We start from the raw sequence: 18751 nt of genomic DNA on the forward strand, positions 1-18751 counted from the left end.
CGGCCCCGTATGCGGCAGCCTCGGGCACAACTTCTTGAGGTAGGCGTGGTATTGGCCGCTATTGAAATGTTGAGCTGCGGTTAGCAGTGCGGGTGCGCTGGTGGTGGGCGGCCAATAGGCGGCGGACAGTACTGTGGTGGACGTCGAGCGCAGCGGCGATGGTGCCGACTTTCTCTCCAGCGGCGTAGCGTTGCAGCACCGCCTCGACGAGCTCGGGGCTTTTCTTGGTGACCTTATCTTCGATGAGGGCGACCGCGGCGCCGGTGCGACTGTGGTCGGCTTTGGTTGGAGCGCTTGAGAGTTCGAGGGACTCGCGGATCTGATCGATACCCTTTGCGCTGCCGGCTGCCGGGGTGCGGGACAGTGACAGCAACGCGACGGTGGACTGGGCGATGGTGACGTCGACGGCGATGGGCCACAGCCACGCCAGCTGCGCGGGGATGCCGGACCGGATGGCCAGGTCGCGCAGCGCGTCGAAGGACAGCACGAACGCGCACATCGCCAGCAGCACGGTCATGGCCAGGGCGCACCAGTGAGTGGCCGTGCCCCGCCGGCGGGTCCGCAGCAGCAGCGAAACCCCTTCTGTAGAAGCCAACAGCACGAGGGGTGGGGCGGTGGCCACCAGAGCTGCGACACCGAGGGGCGCGCTGGTGGCGTGCAGGGTGGCGTGGACCGCGTTGCCAGCGAGCGACGCGGCGGTGGCGGCGATGAGCACCGTCCAGAAGAACCGCACGGCGTGCCGGTGGTGGGCGTCCATCATTGGGGCGCTTCGATGTTCGCGCTGGCCAGGATGGTGTCGATCGCGGCGCGCATGTCGTCGACGGTGACGGTTCGCACGGTGTCGAGGTCGGCGTTGGCGAGGTCGAGCCCGCGGGTGGATGCGTTGCGGGCCTTCATTTTCGCGGTGGCAGCGGCGATGACGTTGCGAGCGTAGCGGCCGTTGCCGGCGATATCGATGAGGTTTTGGCCGTATTCGTCGTGGGCGGGGGTGGTGCACAGCCATTCGGCGGTGTCGCGGAACAGCTCGAGGGCCGCTGGGGCGAGGATGACCCGGAAGGTGCCCGTGGCGAAAAGCTCGGCGATCTGGGTGACTTCGTCGGGCGTGTTGGAGACGAACTCGAGCTGGTAGGGGAATCGGGAGCGCAGTCCCGGGTTGGCCGACAGCAGCGCGTTCATTGGTTTGGCGTAGCCGGCCAGCGTGATGAGTGTGTCGTGGCGGTGGTCTTCGGCGAATTTCATGATGGTGTCCAGCGCGTTGCGCCCGAAGTCGCGGTCCAGGTCCGGCTTATAGAGGTCGCCGGCTTCGTCGACGAACAGGGCACGCCCGGCGGCGGTGTTGAGCACGGCGGCAGTCTTGGCTTCGGTTTCGCCGATGTGCTGCCCGACGAGGTCGTTGCGGGAGACTTCGATGAACTCCCGGGATTCGAGAATGCCCAGGCCGTAATACATTTCGCAGATGATTCGCGCGACGGAGGTTTTGGCGGTGCCCGGCGGTCCCACCAGGGTCATGTGCAGGCTTTCACGGGGGCCGACGTCGATACCACGCGCGGCCATGGCCTGGTCGTAGATCTGGATGTTCTTCAGTTCGGTGATGTGGGCTTTGACGGCGGTTAGCCCGATGAACTTGTCGAGGCGGTCCTGGGCTTCCTGCAGGACCTCTTCGGCGGCCTGGCGTTCGGCTTCCTGGCGCAGCTCGTGAAGGGACGGCCCGGAGCCGGGGTCCCAGCGGTTGGTGCGCGCGGCGATCGCATCGGCGGTGGTGACGGTTGGCCCATACGTGGGGTCATTCAGGGCGGCGGCGGCGTCGGGCCGCAGAACCCCGTCGAGGGCAGCGGCGCTGAACTCCCGGCGGGCCTCGGTTTCGTGCCCCAGCGCGCGTTGGCAGAGCCCGCGGTAGAGGGCTGCTTCGGCGGCGATCGGGGCGGGGTGGATGTCGAAGCTGATGGGTGCCAATGTGGCCAGGGCGGTGTCGAATTGGCCCAGCCCGGTGTGGGCGATCCCGGCCAACAGGGTGGTGGCGGCGTCGACAATCTCGTTGTGGGCGGTGACGGGCCTGTTGGTCCAGTCCAGCACGTCGGTCCAGCGGTGGGTGAGGTAATGCAGTGCGGCGCCGAGGAATCGGTGGATCTGGGTTTGTGCGGGTTCGCGGCTCAGGTCGATGTCGTCGAGGAGCTTTTCGGCCGTGTCGTAGTCGCCGTCGCGGATGAGCGCGGCGATGTAGGCAAGGGCCAGCCCCGCGGGGGTGTACGGGTAGAGCTCGAGGAAGGCGGGCGCGGGCACGGTGGGGGCGAGTTCGTCGTCGCGCAGGCCGAGTCGGCGGGTTTCGCGGTGCAGGGTGGTGCTGGTTTGGTGGGCGCGGCGCAGGGTTTCGGTGCCGATGTCCCCGGCGGCGGCCAGACCCATCCAGGCGTCGCACATGGCGGGGTCCAGTTCGGCGGCCTGCCGGAAGGCTTCGCGCGCGGCGGGGCGATTTTCGGCCCCGCCCAGCAGTCCGAGCGCGGCGATGCCGGTGTCGAGGTAGTTGCGTGCGGTCACGTAGGTTCACCTTCTGGCGTGCGGGGCCGCTGTCGGGGCGCAGTCGAGGGGAATTCTAGGGGCTGCTCGTCGGTCGCCGGCTCGGCCGTCCCCGCCGGTGATGGGGCTGCGGCCGGGTCGGTGGCGGTGCGGATCCCGACGGTGGCGTGGCCGTGCGGCTCGGGCGGCGGGGCGCCCTGGGGGGTGGTCACCGGCGCGGCGCCGGGTGCCCGACGCCGGACCTGCAGGCTGGGCCGCGCCTGGTTGTGGTGGCTGCGGGCGTGTTTGACCTCGGCCGCGGCGGCGGCGACGGGGATGACGACTTCCGGTGCGACGGCGGAACCGGCGGTCGCTGCTCCGGTGGTGGCAGCGGCGTCGGCGCCGGCTTCTGCGGTCGCGGCTTCACTCTCGGCGGCTGCCGCGGCCGGCCTGCGTGTGGGGCGGGGTGTGACGGTGGGGAACTCCGCGCCGGAGCCGCGGGCCGCGTCGTTATTTTCGTCATCTTCATCGGTGACATCGGAACGTGAGGTGAGGCGGCGGACGCGTTCGAGGTGTTGGCGCTCGTCGTCGTAGTGCCGGCGTGCGGTGGTGGCGCCGGCGTGGGCGGCGCTGCGGATCTGGTGGCCGATGGTGCCGATGCCGTCGGTGTGAAACGACCGATCGATGAAGCGGAACAGCAGCAAGGCGGCGACGGCCGCGAGCCCGAGCAGCAGCATCCTCGGCACCACGGCGACCGAGCCCGTAGTCAGCACCCAGCTGATGGCGATCGTGGCGATACCGAGGTAGGCGGTGAACGCGGTCATCTGCAGGGCGTGCAGGAACAATTGCCAGCCACTGTGTTTGGCGTAGGCGGCGGCGCGGGGCAGTCCGGTGATGCCGACGAGCAACGCCGGGCCGACGACGACGCCGAAGAACAGCGCTTTGAGCCCGACCAGCAGTACGGTGATCCCGACGTACCACAGGAACAGCCCTATCAGCGCGGCGATCAACAGGAAGAACACTCCGAGGATGAAGTCGTTGGCGCCGAGGTGTTGGGCGTGGGCCAGTGCTTGGGGCGCGCCGCAGGTGGCCATTGCGTGCGCGGGTCCGGCTCCGTGACCGCCGGCGGCCACGACGGCGGCCGACCAGGCGGTGCGGCAGCTGCCGATGGTGTCGACGACGGTGCCGAAGTTGAACACCTGCAGCGGCTCGCGCGCCGCGGCGGTGATCAGTTCTGAGAGCAGCGCGTCAAGCTGCACGTCGAGAGATCGGCCCGGTGCGTAGGAGCTGTTGCGGGTGGCTTCGGCGAGCTGGAAGCCGGTGGCCCGGCCGACGGCCAACAGGCCGTTGTCGCTGAACAGGTCGGTGATCGGGTCGCGGAACACGGTGGCCAGCAGCACCGTGAGCAGCGCGCCGGAGCCGATCACGGCCCAGCCGCGGCCGCGCCGGCCGCGCATCATGTGAAACCCGCCGACACACACGCACACGGTGACGGCCAGTGGCCCGAGCCAGATCTGGTCGACCAGGCTGCTGAAGGCGCTGTAGATGGGCCGGCCGATCTGGGCCAGGCCGACCAGCCATGAGCTGGACATGGTGAACCGCAGGAACCACAGCGAGAGGGCGACGGTGAAGATGAACGCGGCGGCTTCGTTGGTGAGCCACCAGGCGGCGGTGGCGTGGATGGCGGCGGTTTGGGCTGCCTGGGCGCTCCACTTGAGGAGGGCGGAGGGGTCGAGGACGGACAGGCCCTGGCCGTTGTTGGTGACCGCTTCGGGGGTGTCGACCACCGACAGGAAGTAGTCGCCGAGCGGAACGCCGTCTGTGTCTTTGAGCCCGGTCCAGCCCAGGGCGGTCGCGCCGGTGGCGGCGGCGGCTCGGGGGGCGGCGGTGATCGACCACAGGGCCAGGGTGTGTGCGGCGAGCACGGTGGTGAGCGCGCGGCGCGCGGCGGGGTGTTCGGCCAGCCAGGCGGCGGCGGCGCCGGTGGGGGTCATGCGCTGATCGGAGGGGTGGTGTCGAGGGCGGCGGCCAGTTGTCGGGTGGGGGCGCCGAGGAATTGGACGCGCGCGGCGCGGCCGAATTCGTCGACCATGAATCCTTCGCCGCGCCGCCACGGGTCGACGGCGCCGGGTTCGATTCGGCCGTCGCTGGTTTCGCGCGTGTTGGCGGGGCTGGTGTCTTCGGCGTAGGCGGCGACCAGGTCGGGATAGAGGCCCGGGTCGATGCCGGCCCAGGCGAGGGTTTCGGCGGCCAGGGTGCGGTCGGAGATACGGAAGAGCCATTTCTGGGTGACGAACTTGTCGCCCATCGGGGCCAGGTCATGGAAGTCCTGGGTGATCAGCCAGATGCCGGTGGCGTGTTTGCGTCCTTGGCGGGTGATGCGGTGCGCGGTTTTCGCGCCGGCGGGGTAGGCGAGCAGTTCGGCGCATTCTTCGAAGATCATCACGTCAAAGCGTTCGGGGTGGGCAAACATATGTTGTTGTTCGGTGTCGATGAGCAGCCCGTAGAGGGCCATGCCGGCTTTCTGGCGGCGTTCGAGTTTGGAGTACAGGTGGGGGTTGGCGACCTCGGCGGCGTCGGGTAGCGACAGGTTGCGGGTGAGCCACACGGTGGCCGGCGCGTCGGTGGGGCAGTAGGGCGGGAGCGTGTCGTCGAACAGGACCCGGGTGTAGTCCATTGCGGCCCAGGCCTCCAGGCGCAGCAGCAGCTCGTCGGTGTGCGGGTGGGGTTGCGCGCGTAGGTGGTTGATGAGGGTGCGGTGGCTGGTGATGCCGTAGCCGGCACGCCGGTCGGGGCGGATTGCCTGGGTGTAGGCCATCGCGGCGAGGCTGTCGGCGTCGATGCCCAGCATCGGCAGGATGTGGTCGGCGGCGGCGCCGGCAGCGGACTCGTGGGGGAAGATGCGCAGCGGGTCGACGGAGAATCCGGCGGTCGCGGGGTCGATGACCTGCAGGCCGCGGAGGCCGCAAAGGGCTTTGGCCCATTCGCCGAGCGTGCCTGGGTCGAACGCGACAACACGCCCGCCTCTGAGGACGACCTCCCGCCCGGAGAGCTTGGCGCGGTTGGATTTTCCGCCGCCGGGCTCGCCGACGAGCGCCAGGCCGGTGTTGTGGTTGCGCCGGGCGGCGCCTTCGGGGTCGTGCAGGACGATGGCCGGTCTCAGCGTGGTCTGGTTGACAGCCAGTGGGCTGCCCGTGGCGTTTCCGACGGCATCGGAGATCAGCGGCATGAACCGTGACCAGCGGTGCGAGGTGGTGGGGTTGCGGAATTCGTTGATGGGGCTGCTGTTTTCGCTGCCGGGGTTGAAGGCCTTCCACAGCTGCCCCTGGCCGCCGGTCCAGCGGTCGAACGCGATGCCGGCGGCGTCGAGCTGGAGGCGGACGTGTTTGACGGCGTCGTCGAGGGTGTCGGGGTCGGGCGCGCCGACGGCGATGACGACGCTGTGGTCGATTTCGCGTTCGGCGGGGTTGGCCTTGAGTTCGCTGCTGTAGCAGCGCGTGCCCACGAGTTTGGTGAGTAGTTCGTCATCTTCGTCGGCGGCGGGGCCGCGTTGGCGGTCTTGGTCTTTGAGGTTCTTGGCGGTGCAGTGGTTGAGTGCCAAGGCCAGGTCGGGGGTGCGGATGGTCAGGTGCTGGATCCAGTCGATGGTGGCGGTCGTCGGCACGTTGTCCAGGGCGTGCAGGTAGGCGGCTCTCGGGAATTTGAGGCCGGCTTCGGGGAAGTGGGTGACGGTGAGGAAGGTTTGGTAGCTGGCGGGTTTGTCGGGGTGGTCGGGGTTGTGGACGCGCACTACGGGCCGTCTGGTCGGCCAGCGGGTGGTGCGGATCGCGTTGGCGCCCTCGTCGAATGCGGCGCGGTCGAAGTCTTCTGTGGTGAGCGCGTCGGGGCCGGTGCTGTCGATGGGGAGGGGATCGTGGCAGACGCCGCGGAACACGTTGTGGCGGTGATGCCACAGGATTCGGGCGGGGCTGGCGGGGGTGATGTGGAATTCGTCGGGCAGAGCGGAGATGATGTCGCCGGCGACTCTCGCGTAGCGAGTGATCGAGTGCCCGCAGTCTTGATCGCGCCCGGCGACCCAGTCCCACAGCCGTTTTCCCTGCCCGGCGGTGGTGCGCCCGGCACGTCCGGCGTCGACGGGGACGGTGAGCCAGTAGCGGCGCTGCACCGGCCCGGTGTAGCCGGTGGTGATGGCCGGTGCGGGGGCCGCGATGACGGGTTCCCACCGCCGGCATTGGGTGACCCAGTCGGGCTTTTGGGCGTGGCTTCCGACGATGGTGCGCAGGATCTGGTGCTGGTCGTCGGCGACGAGCAGACCGCTGATGAGGCTGCCGGAGGGCAGGTTTCGGCCGAGATTGCGGGTCAGCCGGGCGGCGCGTTCGTGGGTGGGAAGCGACCGCATGGTGACGGCCAGCCCGTCGAGCAGGTAGTCGGCGTAGACGCCGCCACGGGTGAATCGCAGATTTCCGATCACTTTGCGGGGTGGGTCAAAGCGGGGATCAATGCGCATGTTTGGTGCTGTCTGCTTCGGCGCCGTGGGCGGTGGCGGCGCGGTGCGGGGGCCTGATGGTGCGGTAGAGGAACTGGGCGCGGGTTGTCAGGGCGGGGCGGCGTTTGGGCAGTGCCAGCCGCAGCGCGGCGGTGACCGCGACGGCCAGGGCGGCGCCGCCCAGCAGCACGGGCAGGGCGCAGCCGGAGTCGACGTGGCCGCGCACCCACCAGATGGTGGGAATGGTGATCGCGGCGATGGCGAACAGTTCGGGCCGCCGATAGGGGCCGCCGGGCAGCCGGTTGCCGGGCGAGGTTTCCCCGGCGTAGATGGGCACGTCGCGGATGCCGGTGTAGACCTTGGCGTTGTCCCCGGTGGGGGTGGTCATGGGCGGCTATTGGCCGTAGTAGCCGGACTCTTGGTGGATGCCGGTGCGCTTGTCGAGTTCGTTGGCGCCGATGTCGCGCAGGCTGATCGCCGATCCGACCATGATCGACAGCACCAGCCCGCCGATGAAGGCGGCGACGGCCGCGCCGGTGCCGATCTTGTGTTGTTTGTGGAGGGCTTTGATGATCCCGCCGGCGATGAACGCCACGCCGGCGACGGCGGCCACGACGTAGTAGAGCTCATGTGAGATCGAGACGATGTCGGCGGCGGCGTGCAGGGTGATGGGCATCGTTATTTCTCCTTATCAGGGCCGGCGGTGGCGTCGGCGAGTTGCGGGACGGGGTCGATGGCGGCGACCGACCAGCTGCCCGCATCGGCGCGCACGGTGAGTGGGTAGGTCAGGTCGTAGGGGGTGTAGCCGGCGCTGCGGGCCGAAACGGTGAGGAGCACGTGGATTTCGGTGTGGTCGGCAGGGTTGTCGGGTGGGTTGGCGGCGGCCTGGATTGCGCGCACGGCGGCCGCGGCGTAGGCGTGCAGCGCGGTAAGCCCGGAGTCGGGGGTGATGAACCGCTCCAGGCCGGGGGCGCCGGTCAGGTAGCACGTGATGAACCCGCCGAGCATGCCGGCCAGGGGACTGTTGGTGGTCACGGTGTGCGGGTAGCCCAGGTCGACGTCGGCCCCGGGCGGTGGAGGGTCGATGCGGGCGGGGGTGGTCAGGGCGCGCGGGCCGGCGCCGTCGTACACGCTGACGGAGAGCTGGTAGTAGGCGCGGGTCGGGGGGGCGGTGGGGTAGGGCCGCTCGGTGACGCCCACGATGACGCCGTAGGTGCTGATGTCGTTGTGGCTGGGGCCCTGCGCCGTTGCCTGGGCGAGGGGTGCGGTGACAATCAGCGCGGGGGTGGTGGGCAGGGTGATTTTGTCGGTGCCGGGATAGCAGCGGCCCAGGTCGGGCTGCTCGGTGGTGGCGGCGGTCAGCCAGCTGCTGACGCAGTCGACGGCGAAGGCCTTGACAAGGTCGGATTGGTTGACCACGGTGCGGGCGGTGCCGGCTATCGGCGGCGGTGCTTGTGGAAAGACGGCATGCCATATCAGGGCGAGGCCGTTGAGGGCGGCACTCGCCACCAGGATGATCACGACGATGCGCCCGCCGCCGTGCGCGCCGGCCGCCAGCCGCCGTTTCCAGGTGTTGCTCAGGGCGGGCATCAGATGGCCTTGTGCCCAATGACTTTGATTGTGGTGACCGCGAAGGTGCCGTCGCTGGGGTCGGGTGGTGGAGGCTCGTCTGGCAGTTGCACCGATGGTGCTTCGGTGGGCGCCGAGCCGAGGATGGGGCCGAGCACGCCGTCGGCAGGGGGCTGCGCGGGTGTGGTGGTGGGTGCGATGGCGGGGGGTCGGCTGGTCTGCTGGATGATCACGGTGATGGCCGAGGCCAGCACGTTGGGCACGCCCAGCACGGCCTCGCCGCGGACGTCGCCGGTGTTTTGGTTGCGCACGGTTTTGTCGACGTCGTTGAACTGCCACTGGATTCGGGTGACGACGCGGTGCTGCGACCACGGGTCGGATTGGTCGTCGCTGCCTGTGATGGCGCCGGGCACGATCGACACCGCGGTGATGACGTAGGCGCGGCCAAGGTCGATGCGCAGGACTTGGCCGTCGACGGATCGGGCGCAGATCCACGCGGCCGTTGCGCGGGGGTCGGCTACCGATTGGGCGGCGGTCGATCCCGGGGGGCAGTCGGCGGAGGCGGTGAACGGGATCGGGGAGTCGGCGCTTTGGGGAGTGTTTGTTGGCAGGGCGGCCACCGGTGGGTGGGCCATGAGGCTGGGCTCGGCCGCGCCAGCGGGGGCGGGGTCGCGCGCGGTCAGGGCCGCGGCCCCGGCGGTGGCGGCGGTGGCAACCAGCGCCACGGCACCGAAAACGGCCGCCACCCAGCGGGTGAAGCGTTCAGGGGTGGGCGCGGGTGAGTCGTCATTGGCTGTGGCGTCGAGGTCGGTGGGGTCGGCGTCGAGGTCGATGATGTCGGTGCCGTCGCCGGCAGGGTCGGCGCGGTCGGTGGCGGCGGTGGTGACGCCGATGCGCCGCAGCCAGTGCAGGTCGTCGGGTTGGGGGTTCACGGCCGGGTGCTTCCCCGCCTGGTTCCGGTGGCGCGTGGCGTGGTCGCCGACAGGGTCGGTGCCTTCATCGAGCCCCTCCAAACACTCATGGATGGTCGTCTTCGTTTCAGACCGTACTGGGGAGATGCCGAACCTGTCCAACATCTGTAGACGATTACAGTTGGTTATGGTTGGGTAGGTAATCGTGAATGCACCTGATTCCGGAGTGGCACGACTCGACTACTTCGTCGCCAGGCGCCTGGCGATGCTGCGAATCAGCCGCGGGGAGCTGGCGCGGCGCGGCGGCCCGAGCCGCTCCACCTTGAACAAGGCCATCACCGGCGCGCGCCCGCTATCGGCCGCCACGCTCATGCGCCTGGACGCCTCACTGGGTTGGGCGCCCGGATCGGCGACGGCGATCCTGCGCGGGGGCACCCCCTCGGCCCGGTTGCCGCGCACCAGGGCCGGCGATGTATGCAGCGCCGAGCACGCTCATGTGCTCAAGGTCCTGCACACCTTGGAGGACATGCTCGGTGACTGCCGCGAGCTGGTGAGCGAGCTGCTGTCGACGCAGACCAACAGCCGTGTCGGCTGAGGTCCTCGACGAGCAGCGCCGCGCCTGGATCGCCGCACACGCGGGGATCTTCCTGTTCCAGAAGCGCCGGGCGGAGTTGCTGGGCAAGAGGATTCGCGCCCGCGATCGTGACCGCATCGGTGTGCGGCCCGATCCTCACGATGACCAGGTCACCGCACCGTTGGCGTTTCGGACCGCCTCCACCGCGACGGGGGCGCTGGAGTCGGCGCTGGTCGCCGCGGTGGCGATCGCCGCGCCGCTGGGCTGGCCGCTCGGGCGGGCGCTGTATGGCTGGATCACCTGGCTGATCCCAGATCGGCTGCGCGCGTATCCGATTCCTGCGTTGCTGTGGACCGCTGTGGCCTGCGGGTTACCGTTGCCGGGGCTCTTCGATCCAGAGCCGAACCTGTCATCGGCGGTCGTCACACCCTGGGTGTTGGCCCAGATCCCCGCCGCCTTTCTGGCGGCCGCCGGCTACGGCGTGGTGGAGGGCTGGTTGGCCGTCGACGGTTCCACCGACTGGTGGCCGATGACGCCGCTGGCACCCGATGTGGACGACGATCTGATCCTGGGTCCCGGCGACGTTGCGATGCCGACCGTGCTTGATCCGACGCCACAACCGGTCGAGCAGGTGCCGATCGCCCGGCGGCGCACCCCGCCGCAGATCCATTGGCTCCCGATGCTCAGCGGCGCGACGGTGGCCTGGGTCGGGATCGTGTGGTACTGCGGGGTCGTGCTGGTGGGATTGGCGAGCAAGCCCGTCGTTGCCATCGCTTCCTGAGCGGTGTCACGCTGTACGGGTGGTCGAGAAGAAGAGCGAGCAGGTGGCCATCGGGGACGTCGTCCAGCGACTCACTCACAAGCACCCGACGGTGCCGCCGTTGACGGTCGCCGACGTCGTTCACAAGGTTCACGCCAGGTTTCACGGGCGCCCGCTGCGCGACTTCGTGCCGCTGTTCGTCGAACGAAACGCGCAAGCGGAGTTGGCCAAGCTCGACGCGTAGCCCGCGCCGGCCGAGGAGTCAGCTCAAAGGCCGTGGCTCCAGCCGTGTGAAGATCCCGGCGCGAGCGACCGACTCGTCCATGTCGTCCTTCGCGAACAATTCGGGTGCCGCCGATACCGGTATTGCAGCCATCCGAGTGCGGCCCGCCGGGGCCACGCAGCGTCGCGCAGCGTTGTCCCGATCCTACCGTCGGAGTGCCGGAACGCCGCGGAGCTCGATGGGGATGCGGAGAGCCGCGATCAAGCTCGGGTCTTGTCGAGGCGTCGCTGGATCGCCCGGTCGAAGATGGGAATGAAGTGGGACCAGTCGGGGATGTGCACGCGGATCCCGGGAGTTCCGCGCAGCACCAGCTGGGCTTCTTCGCGGTTCTGCGGGAGGAATTCCTGCCATTCGATGGTCGCCCCGAACTGTGTGTACTGTGACCGCCCACCGCTGTTGGGCTCGTAGGATTCGGTGCGCCGCGTCGACAGTCCGGCCCAGTGGGAGGCCTGTTCGAGAAGGTGACGCTCGTGGGCGCCGTACATGATCAGCGTCCCGGGAAAGATGTCGCGCAGCGCATCAGCGTACCTGGGCCCGTATACCACGTCGAAGTGGCTGGAAGCCTGCACGGTGGCCAGGATGTTGACACCCAGTCCGGCCGATTCCCCGACGTAGTTGAGCAGCGTCGGCAGGGGGCACGAGTTGCACACTTCGTCGAGCTCGAGCAGCAGGCGGTGGGTCAGTTGATGGTTGGCGGTCTTCTTGCGGAAGTACTGGATGATGGAGTCGACGAGGGCCACGGCGGCGCCGGCGACGGTTCCGGTGTTGGGCGCCAACACGAACAGGGTGGCATCGGGTTCGTCGAGCATGTGCAGATCGAAGATGTCGATGCTGAGCCGCTCAACGGCGCGCAGCCGGTGGCCGGTGTCGCCGGCGGTCAGCGCCAGCCGCACCCAGGGGGTGACCGCCTTGGCGACGGTGATGGCCACGCTGTCGCGCAGGCGGTCGCTCATCGACAGCACCCGCATGAGCGGTTCCGCGAGAATCGGGTGCGGGCACAAGCCGTAGGCGGCCAGCCAGGAAGGTTTGGTCGGCGCCGCGGCGGTGTCGTCGTCGCTGTCGACGCCGAGGTTCTCGACCGCCTGCAGCACCCACGGCATGCCGTGGCCGTTGCCTAAATCGCTTGCGGCGTAAAGCAAGCAGGCGAGCGGGCGTGATGCACTGGATTCCCACAACCCGTCGGCGGCGACGGCGGTGCTGTTGGCGGCGCCCCCGAATCCGACACCCGAGGTGGCCAGCATCACCTCGGCAACGGTCAACGCCTCCCCCGGTGTGGTGATGGATCGGGTGGGGTCGGTGACCATGGCGCGCACGCCCGCGGGCCAGACCAGCGTCTTCTGCGGCCGCAGATCGATGACGGCGGTGACGCCCAGGCAGCGTTTGGTCAGCACCAGCTCGGCAAGGTCCTCTTTCGATGACACACACACCGCCGGCCCTGGGTGCAGCACCGCGGCGGGGGCCAGGATCCGTCGCGTCTTGCCGGTGCGGGTAGGAGCGCTGATGGCGATGTGTGGGGCGCTGTCGGCGCGCACCGGCCGGTTCTGGTCGTTGTAGGTCAGCCCGCAATACGGGGTGTAGGTCTCGCGGTGGGCCACGGGGTGATCATCGGTCGGCGATGCTGTCGCGGTCCACCACCGCGGGCACCTTTCACGAAGCCGGCTGACAGGAAGCTGTGCGGGTCCACCTACATGACGCATAGCGTGTTGCGGTTTCGTTGTCAGCATGAGGAGCTTGCGACGTTATGCGACTGCGACGTTCGTGATGACTGCCGGGTTGGGGCTCGCCGGTTTGGGAGCCGCAACGGGCGCCCAGGCGGATCCGGGGCCGTTCCCGGCCTATCACTGGTGCCCCGGCGACGGTTGGGATCCGGGATGGGGCAACAACTGGGACTGGGGCACCTGTCACGACGACCACCACCGCGACATCGACGGCAACGACCACAGTCGCGACTTCTGGGCCGGACCTGCCGGGTATGCGCCGCGCTATCACTGGTGCCCGGGCGACTTCTGGCGACCGGAGTGGGGCTTCAACTGGGACGGCGGCACGTGTCACGACGACCACCACCGCGATATCGACGGCAACGACCACGGTCGCGACTTCTGGGGCTAATGCCCGCGGGCGCGCATCGCGCTGTTGTCGCAGCGGAGTATTCCGCCGAGCCGTCGGGACCGGTGGATCGGCCCCGCGCTTGGGGTCGCGCCTAGATGTCGATGCCGGTATCGCGGCCGCGGTCGATGCCGTTGTCCTTCCTCCGGTCGCGGATGCGACCGGTGGTGGGGTGGCGCTGATACGCGGGCGGGGTGGCAGAGCGGATGGGGTCGTGGCGCCGTGACGCATCGCCCGTCTCCGGCCGGTGATGAGAGTCTGGCGGGAGTTGTTCTTCGTCCTCGGGTGACAGCGGGGGATCGGCGGCGATGGTTTCGGCGACCGCGGAGCCGAAGACGTCGTGCAAGTCGGAGATCCAGGCGGGGCGCAGATGGGCGCGGGGGGTGTCGAGGGTAACCGGGGACAGTTCCGCGGCGAGTCGCCACCACAGCGCGGCAGCGGGCATTTCGTCCGGTAGTGGCGCTTGGGCGGCGGCGGCTTTGACCAGCCGGGCGAGGTCGGGGCGGCCGCGTGCGGCGTCGGCGAGGCGGGTGGCCAGCTGCGGCCAGTAGCCGTCGGTACGGATGCGGGGGTCGATGGAGTCGATGAGGTGATGCCATCGCCTGGTGTCGGCGTGGCGGCGCCCGATCGCCTTGGCGGCGTGGGTTTCCAGCAGCGCCTGCACCGCACGGGTGCGCGCCGGGTACTGCTTGGCGCCCAAGGGCCGGGAGTCTTGGGGCGGGACTCCGACGGCGGCGCGGAAGACCGCGATCTCGGCGGCCAGCGCCGGGTCGGTGGCCATCACCGGTTTGGCCCACAGCGGCGCGGTGGCATCGGTCCACTCGCGGGTGGTGGCGCGGATCTGGTCGGCCAGCTGGGTGACGAGCCTTTCCCGCCGCGCAAGGTAAGGGCCCCATTGCGCGTCGCCGCGCAGGCTTGCGGGGATGGCGGGCAGCCAGCGCAGCGGCCCGATGCGGGTGGAGTGCCCGCCGGTGGGGTCGATGCGCCAGTCGAGCACCGCAGCGGGGTCGGTGGCGTCGTCGAGGGGGGCTTGGCTGACCGTGGCGGCCAGGACGGTGGCGGGGTCGTCCCCGGCGGCGGCCAGCACCGCGAGGTGCTTGCGCAGCACAGCCCACCCCTCGGCCGCGGTGACTCCGGGTGCGAAAAGCTCCGCGGCGGTGGCGATCCCGGCGAGCCGGTGGCGACCGAGTTGGTGTTCGGCGGCGGTGCCCAGGGCGTCGTGATACATGTCGGCGGCGGCACGGAGCCGGGTGAACGGGTCGTGGGCGTCGCGCTGGGCGCTGAGGGCCGAGACTTGGGCGTCGTCGCGGGCCAGGGCGCGGGTGAGCACGTCGACGGCGGTATCGGGGTGGGTGGCTTTCGGGGTGATGATGCGATGGGCGTCGGTTTCGGCGGTGGACAGGTAGATGTGATTTTCGGTCCTCCCGCGGGTGAGGGCGACGTAGAGCCGTTGACGGGTGAGGTGGTCGCCGCCGACGACGTGGCAACTGTATTGCGCGGTCAGGCCTTGCGCGTTGTCGATGGTTGCGGCGTAGCCCAACGTGACGTGGGCGGCGACGTAGTCGGCGGGCAGCACGAGCCGCCCGCCGGTTGCGACGTGGCGGACGCGCAGCGCGCCGCCGTTGAGGACCTCGGTGATGGTGAAGCGGTAGCCGTTTCTGACAAAGTCGGTGCGTCCCAGCGGAAGCCAGCGCGCGTTGCGCCGGGCGCGCACCATGTCACCCGCGGAGGCCCTGAGCTGGTCGGCAAGGACCACTTCCGTTATTGCGGTGCGGTTTTCGATGGTGAGGCGTTCGAGGCGGGCGCGCGCGTTGAGCGCGTCGACGGTGTCGTTGGTCGGGGCCAGCAGCAGGCTGTCCCGCCCGGCGGCCAGGTCGGCGCGCCATGCCGTGTAGGCCATGTCGGCGGCGGTGGCGGTGGCGCCGACATGGACGCGGTGGTGGTCGATGTAGCAGCCGATGCCGGCCGGGTCGCCGGCGCGCAGCGCGAGGGAGGCGGCGCCCTCGGCGGGGGAGGTGAATCGCACCAGTTGCGAGAGGGTCAGCGCGTCGGTTTCGGCGGCGATGTCGCGCAGCACCCCGCCCGCGGAGATCGAGGCGAGCTGGCCGTCGTCGCCGACGAGGCGCACGCTGGCGCCGCTGGCGAGAGCATGGCCGATGACCGCGTCGAGGTCGTGGGTGCCGGTTTTGCCGGCTTCGTCGATGATGATCAGCGTCTTGTCGTCGATGCGGGCGAACCAGCCGGGTTTTGGCCGGGAGGCCGTGTGGGCGAGGTGGACGTATTTGGCGACGGTGTCGGTGGGGGCGCTCAGGTCGGTGCCGAGTTCGATGGCGGCGGAAGCGGTCGGCGCCAAGCCGAGGACGGTGCCGCCGGAGGAGCGCCAGGCGTGTGACAGGGCGGCCATCGCGGTGGTCTTGCCGGTGCCCGCAGGCGCCAAAGCGAGAGCGACCCGCCGGCTGCTGGTAGCCATGTCGGCTACCAGAGCGGCTTGGCCGGGGTTGAGGGTGCGGCCGCGGGCGGCGGCGTCGGCGAAGGCGAGGTCGACATCGTGCCGGGACGCCCTGCGGCCGCCGACACGGGTAGCGGCGGCGAGGATACGGCGCTCGGCGGCAAGGGTTTTCGCCGAGGTGTACCTGGCGGTGCCGTGGCGGGTGTAGACGCTGGCACCGTCGCGGCGGCGCAGCACGACTGGCTCGCCTTGCTCGTAGTCGGCGATACGGGCGTGCGGGATGGAAAGTGGCTCAGCGAGTGCGGCCTCGGTGATCGCCTGGGCCAGTGTGGGGTTGGCGGCGTGCCCGCTGGCACGGACGACACGCTGGGCCTCGGCGAGCACGTGGTGGCGTTGCCAGCTGGCGCGGGCGGCGGAGACGATGTCGACAACGCGGGCGGCCTGTGTGGCGACCCATTGCGGTGTGGGCCGGGGGAGTGGGGGTGGGTGCGACGTGAGCGCCGCCCCGAGCATCGTCGCCAGCCCCTTGCGGCCGAGGAGCTCGACGGCTTCAATGCGCCAGGCGGCTCTCTGCTCGGCCATGCTGCGGGGCTCGTGCTTGGCCTCTCTCGATTCGAGGGTGGCCTGCTGGGCCAGGGCGATCGCTTCGATGTTGGTGGGTTCGCGACCGTGTTCGGCCTGGAACTGTTTGGACAGCTCGGCGGTGCGCGCTTCGATGGCCGCGCGCCGCGATGACCATCGGGTGAGCAGTTCGTTCGGCACACCGACGATTTCGCGCACCGGCCGCCCGGACGGTGTGACGTCGGCGAACCGCACCCCTAGGCGCGCGCCGAGGTGGGCCTCGAGCCGGGTGTTGTAGAGCTCGGAGGCGGCAACGGCCACCCGGTGCAGCGGCTGCCCGTCAAGGGCGAGCCAACGCGTGGGGCCGTCACTGTCGGTGGTGGCGACCTTGTTCGAAATCGCTACGTGCGTGTGCAGGTCGGGGTCGCCGGCACGGCTGTCGCGGTGGGTGAACGCCGCGGCGATCAGCCCGTGCGTGTCGACCTGGGCGACGCCGTTGGTGCCCGAGCGGGTGAACGCCGCAGCGCTTTCCAGGTAGTCAAGGACGTCGGCGACCGCGGCGTCGTGGGCCTCTTCGATCCTCTTGGAGATCGGCATCGGGGCGGCCGCCCACAGGGCGCTGACCGATTTCACCGGCGAGAAGGTGAGGTCGTATCCGGCGACGGCGGTGGCGCGGGCTCTGGTGTTGCGTGCGATGAAACCCGACAGCTCGCGCTCATCGGCGGGCGCGCGTCCGTAGTGCTCGGCGAATTTTTCGCGCGCCACCGCGGTGCGGATGGCGGCGCGGGTGGGCGCGTCGATGGGCGCGTTCAACGCCTGCCCGACAGCGCTGTTGTGCTCGCGGTACGCCACCGCGAGAGCGCGCATGAAAGCGGTTTCGCCGTCGGGGATGTGGAAGCGCCGGCCCAGCCGGGCGGCGTCGATCGCCGCGCGTGCGGGTGCCCCGCAGGCGGTGAAGTGGGCGGTGATCGCCTCGGCATTGGGGTGCAGACCCTCCCCGAACAGGGCCGCCATCTGCTGTTCGGTGACCTGTGAGCCCGCCGGAACCTGCCACAGATTTTCGGCGGTGGCGGGGTCGACCGGGTAGGGCCCGGGGTCGGCGAGTGCGGCGAGACCCTTGCCGACCCAGCGGCCGGGCGATTCGCCTTTGGCTGAGTAGAAGTCCGACAAGCTGCTGCGGCCACGCTCGGTGGTGTCGGCGGCGGCGACCTGGCGGACCAGGTACAGATAGCCGTCGCCGGCGGTCAGTTTGTGCAGGCTCATCACGGCCAAACCCCTCTCGGGCCGCACGTTAGACAGTCGACGGCCGTCGAATCCTCCACCGCGCCGGCGGTCGTGACCGAATCGTGACCCTGAATGCAAGAGGTGTGTGGGGTTAGGCGGCGGTGGCGGAGTCGGGTGTGGTGGTGGCTGCTATCCCGCGGCCGGTTCTAGGGTCCGGGGATGAACACTCAGTCGATGGCCGCGGCGCGCCGCAAGGTGCGTGAAGCGCAGGTGAAAGCACAAGAGGAGCGGGCCCGGCGGGAACGGCACAACCTCGAGGACATGGCGACGTTTCTGGTGGCGCGCACCCGGCTGGCCAGTGTGGATGTGTGGGAGGCGGAACGGGTTTCGCAGGTGGGAGCCGAGGCGGCGCGCCGGCGAGACGAGCACCGCCTCGCGGCCGCGTCGGCGTTGGCGCGGATGCGTGCGCGCGGTGAGACGGTGAGTGCGCTCGCCGAGCTGGCCGAGACGACCGAAACGGAGGTGCGCTCGTACCTGAAGCTGGCGCGCCCCGACGGCGCGGCGCCAACGGCAGGGTCGAGCCTAGGCGTGGCGGACCACGGACCGCGATGATAGTTGCCACCGGGTCGCACGTCGCACGTTCCCAGCATCGACTCGCGTGTGCTGAACCGCGCCGGGCCGTGAGGCGCTGCTCCCGATGACGCAGCAATCGGAGGGGCGGCTGGATGTGGCGGAGGGCCCGCTCTACTCAGCGGCTGCTCCACCGCCGGGGCTATTGGCCATGGACTTGGAGGCCATGAGCGCCCGCATAGCCAACGCCTGGGCGATATCGACCTTCGCGCCTGCGAGCTTTGTGCTCGTCCACAAGGACGGGTCTGTCAGAGCGCCGCGCAAATCTGCTTTCTCGAACCGTGTATCAGTTGTTTTCGCTCCCCGCAGATCCGCACCACGCAAGACGGCCTCGCGAAGATCCGACTCCACGAGGCTGGCCTCCCGCAGCCGACACGAACTGAAGTCCAACCCGCGCAGATCACAGCCGCCGAGGACCGCCAGGGAGAAATCGACTTCACTCAACGTCAGTGGTCGCAGCCGGCAGTGTGAAAACACCGATCCGAGCAGGCTGCAATTGCGGAAAGTGCTATGCCACAGTGTCGTCGCGCGAAAATTGCAGTTACGGAAAGCGGACGCGATGTGCTCGGACTCGGCTAGGTTCGTCCCGCTGAAGTTGCATTCGCTGAACACGGCGCGCTCGGTGCGCAGCCGCGAAAGATCGGCATCCCGGAAGTCCTGACCATTGAATTCTCGATCAGTCCACAGCCTCCCATCGATGTCATC

General features: G+C 69.6%; 15 protein-coding genes and 1 pseudogene. 5 read left to right on the forward strand and 11 right to left on the reverse strand.

What is annotated here, in order from left to right:
- Positions 1-58: 58 nt before the first annotated feature.
- Genes VKG81_RS08280 through VKG81_RS08315 form a run of 8 tightly spaced genes read right to left on the reverse strand, consistent with a single transcriptional unit; the run spans position 59 to position 9480 of the window.
- Entirely contained in the window at positions 59-760 is a 702-nt protein-coding gene (locus tag VKG81_RS08280; RefSeq protein ID WP_324395354.1) for a DUF2637 domain-containing protein, read from the reverse strand.
- Positions 757-2535, reverse strand: coding sequence for an AAA family ATPase (locus VKG81_RS08285; RefSeq protein WP_324395355.1), 1779 nt, complete (start codon positions 2533-2535; stop codon positions 757-759). The genes VKG81_RS08280 and VKG81_RS08285 overlap by 4 nt, the downstream gene beginning before the upstream one ends.
- Complete coding sequence (locus tag VKG81_RS08290) at positions 2532-4487, reverse strand: hypothetical protein (protein WP_324395357.1); 1956 nt, start codon at positions 4485-4487, stop codon at positions 2532-2534. The genes VKG81_RS08285 and VKG81_RS08290 overlap by 4 nt, the downstream gene beginning before the upstream one ends.
- Complete coding sequence (locus tag VKG81_RS08295) at positions 4484-7000, reverse strand: ATP-binding protein (protein WP_324395358.1); 2517 nt, start codon at positions 6998-7000, stop codon at positions 4484-4486. Before VKG81_RS08295 ends, VKG81_RS08290 begins: the two co-directional genes overlap by 4 nt.
- Positions 6990-7367: a hypothetical protein gene (locus tag VKG81_RS08300; protein ID WP_324395360.1), complete on the reverse strand. Its 378-nt coding sequence runs from the start codon at positions 7365-7367 to the stop codon at positions 6990-6992. Before VKG81_RS08300 ends, VKG81_RS08295 begins: the two co-directional genes overlap by 11 nt.
- A 6-nt stretch (positions 7368-7373) precedes the next feature.
- Positions 7374-7655, reverse strand: a complete 282-nt coding sequence (locus tag VKG81_RS08305) for a hypothetical protein (RefSeq protein WP_324395363.1) — start codon at positions 7653-7655, stop codon at positions 7374-7376.
- A gap of 2 nt (positions 7656-7657) precedes the next feature.
- The gene (locus VKG81_RS08310) at positions 7658-8569 is read right to left on the reverse strand and encodes a conjugal transfer protein (protein WP_324395365.1); all 912 of its coding nucleotides are present in this window, start codon (positions 8567-8569) and stop codon (positions 7658-7660) included.
- On the reverse strand, positions 8569-9480 hold the full coding sequence (locus VKG81_RS08315) for a hypothetical protein (protein WP_324395367.1): 912 nt from the start codon (positions 9478-9480) through the stop codon (positions 8569-8571). The genes VKG81_RS08310 and VKG81_RS08315 overlap by 1 nt, the downstream gene beginning before the upstream one ends.
- 184 nt (positions 9481-9664) lie before the next feature.
- On the opposite strand from VKG81_RS08315, the gene VKG81_RS08320 reads away from it, so the two are divergent.
- The 3 genes from VKG81_RS08320 to VKG81_RS08330 are packed head-to-tail and all read left to right on the forward strand — an operon-like array spanning position 9665 to position 11037.
- Positions 9665-10054 (forward strand): helix-turn-helix transcriptional regulator, encoded by a 390-nt coding sequence (locus tag VKG81_RS08320; RefSeq protein WP_324395369.1) that lies wholly within the window; start codon positions 9665-9667, stop codon positions 10052-10054.
- On the forward strand, positions 10044-10814 hold the full coding sequence (locus tag VKG81_RS08325) for a hypothetical protein (RefSeq protein WP_324395370.1): 771 nt from the start codon (positions 10044-10046) through the stop codon (positions 10812-10814). The genes VKG81_RS08320 and VKG81_RS08325 overlap by 11 nt, the downstream gene beginning before the upstream one ends.
- A gap of 19 nt (positions 10815-10833) precedes the next feature.
- Positions 10834-11037, forward strand: a complete 204-nt coding sequence (locus VKG81_RS08330; RefSeq protein WP_324395372.1) for a three-helix bundle dimerization domain-containing protein — start codon at positions 10834-10836, stop codon at positions 11035-11037.
- 239 nt (positions 11038-11276) lie between these two features.
- On the opposite strand, the gene VKG81_RS08335 is transcribed toward VKG81_RS08330, so the two are convergent.
- Complete coding sequence (locus VKG81_RS08335) at positions 11277-12671, reverse strand: type IV secretory system conjugative DNA transfer family protein (RefSeq protein WP_324395374.1); 1395 nt, start codon at positions 12669-12671, stop codon at positions 11277-11279.
- A 127-nt stretch (positions 12672-12798) separates the two neighbouring features.
- On the opposite strand from VKG81_RS08335, the gene VKG81_RS08340 reads away from it, so the two are divergent.
- Complete coding sequence (locus tag VKG81_RS08340) at positions 12799-13185, forward strand: hypothetical protein (protein ID WP_414685199.1); 387 nt, start codon at positions 12799-12801, stop codon at positions 13183-13185.
- A 91-nt stretch (positions 13186-13276) separates the two neighbouring features.
- Here VKG81_RS08340 and mobF read toward each other — a convergent pair whose 3' ends face one another.
- Positions 13277-17455 (reverse strand): MobF family relaxase, encoded by a 4179-nt coding sequence (mobF, locus tag VKG81_RS08345; protein WP_324395376.1) that lies wholly within the window; start codon positions 17453-17455, stop codon positions 13277-13279.
- A gap of 180 nt (positions 17456-17635) precedes the next feature.
- Here mobF and VKG81_RS08350 point away from each other — a divergent pair, with 180 nt between their 5' ends.
- Positions 17636-18028 carry a hypothetical protein gene (locus VKG81_RS08350; protein ID WP_324395378.1) on the forward strand — a complete coding sequence of 131 codons (393 nt, stop codon included), beginning with the start codon at positions 17636-17638 and terminating at the stop codon, positions 18026-18028.
- Between the two features lie 160 nt (positions 18029-18188).
- Here VKG81_RS08350 and VKG81_RS08355 read toward each other — a convergent pair.
- Positions 18189-18745, reverse strand: a pseudogene (locus VKG81_RS08355) (pentapeptide repeat-containing protein).
- Positions 18746-18751 lie beyond the last annotated feature (6 nt).

It is taken from the genome of Mycobacterium sp., from assembly GCF_035314905.1.
Taxonomy (GTDB): Bacteria; Actinomycetota; Actinomycetes; order Mycobacteriales; family Mycobacteriaceae; genus Mycobacterium.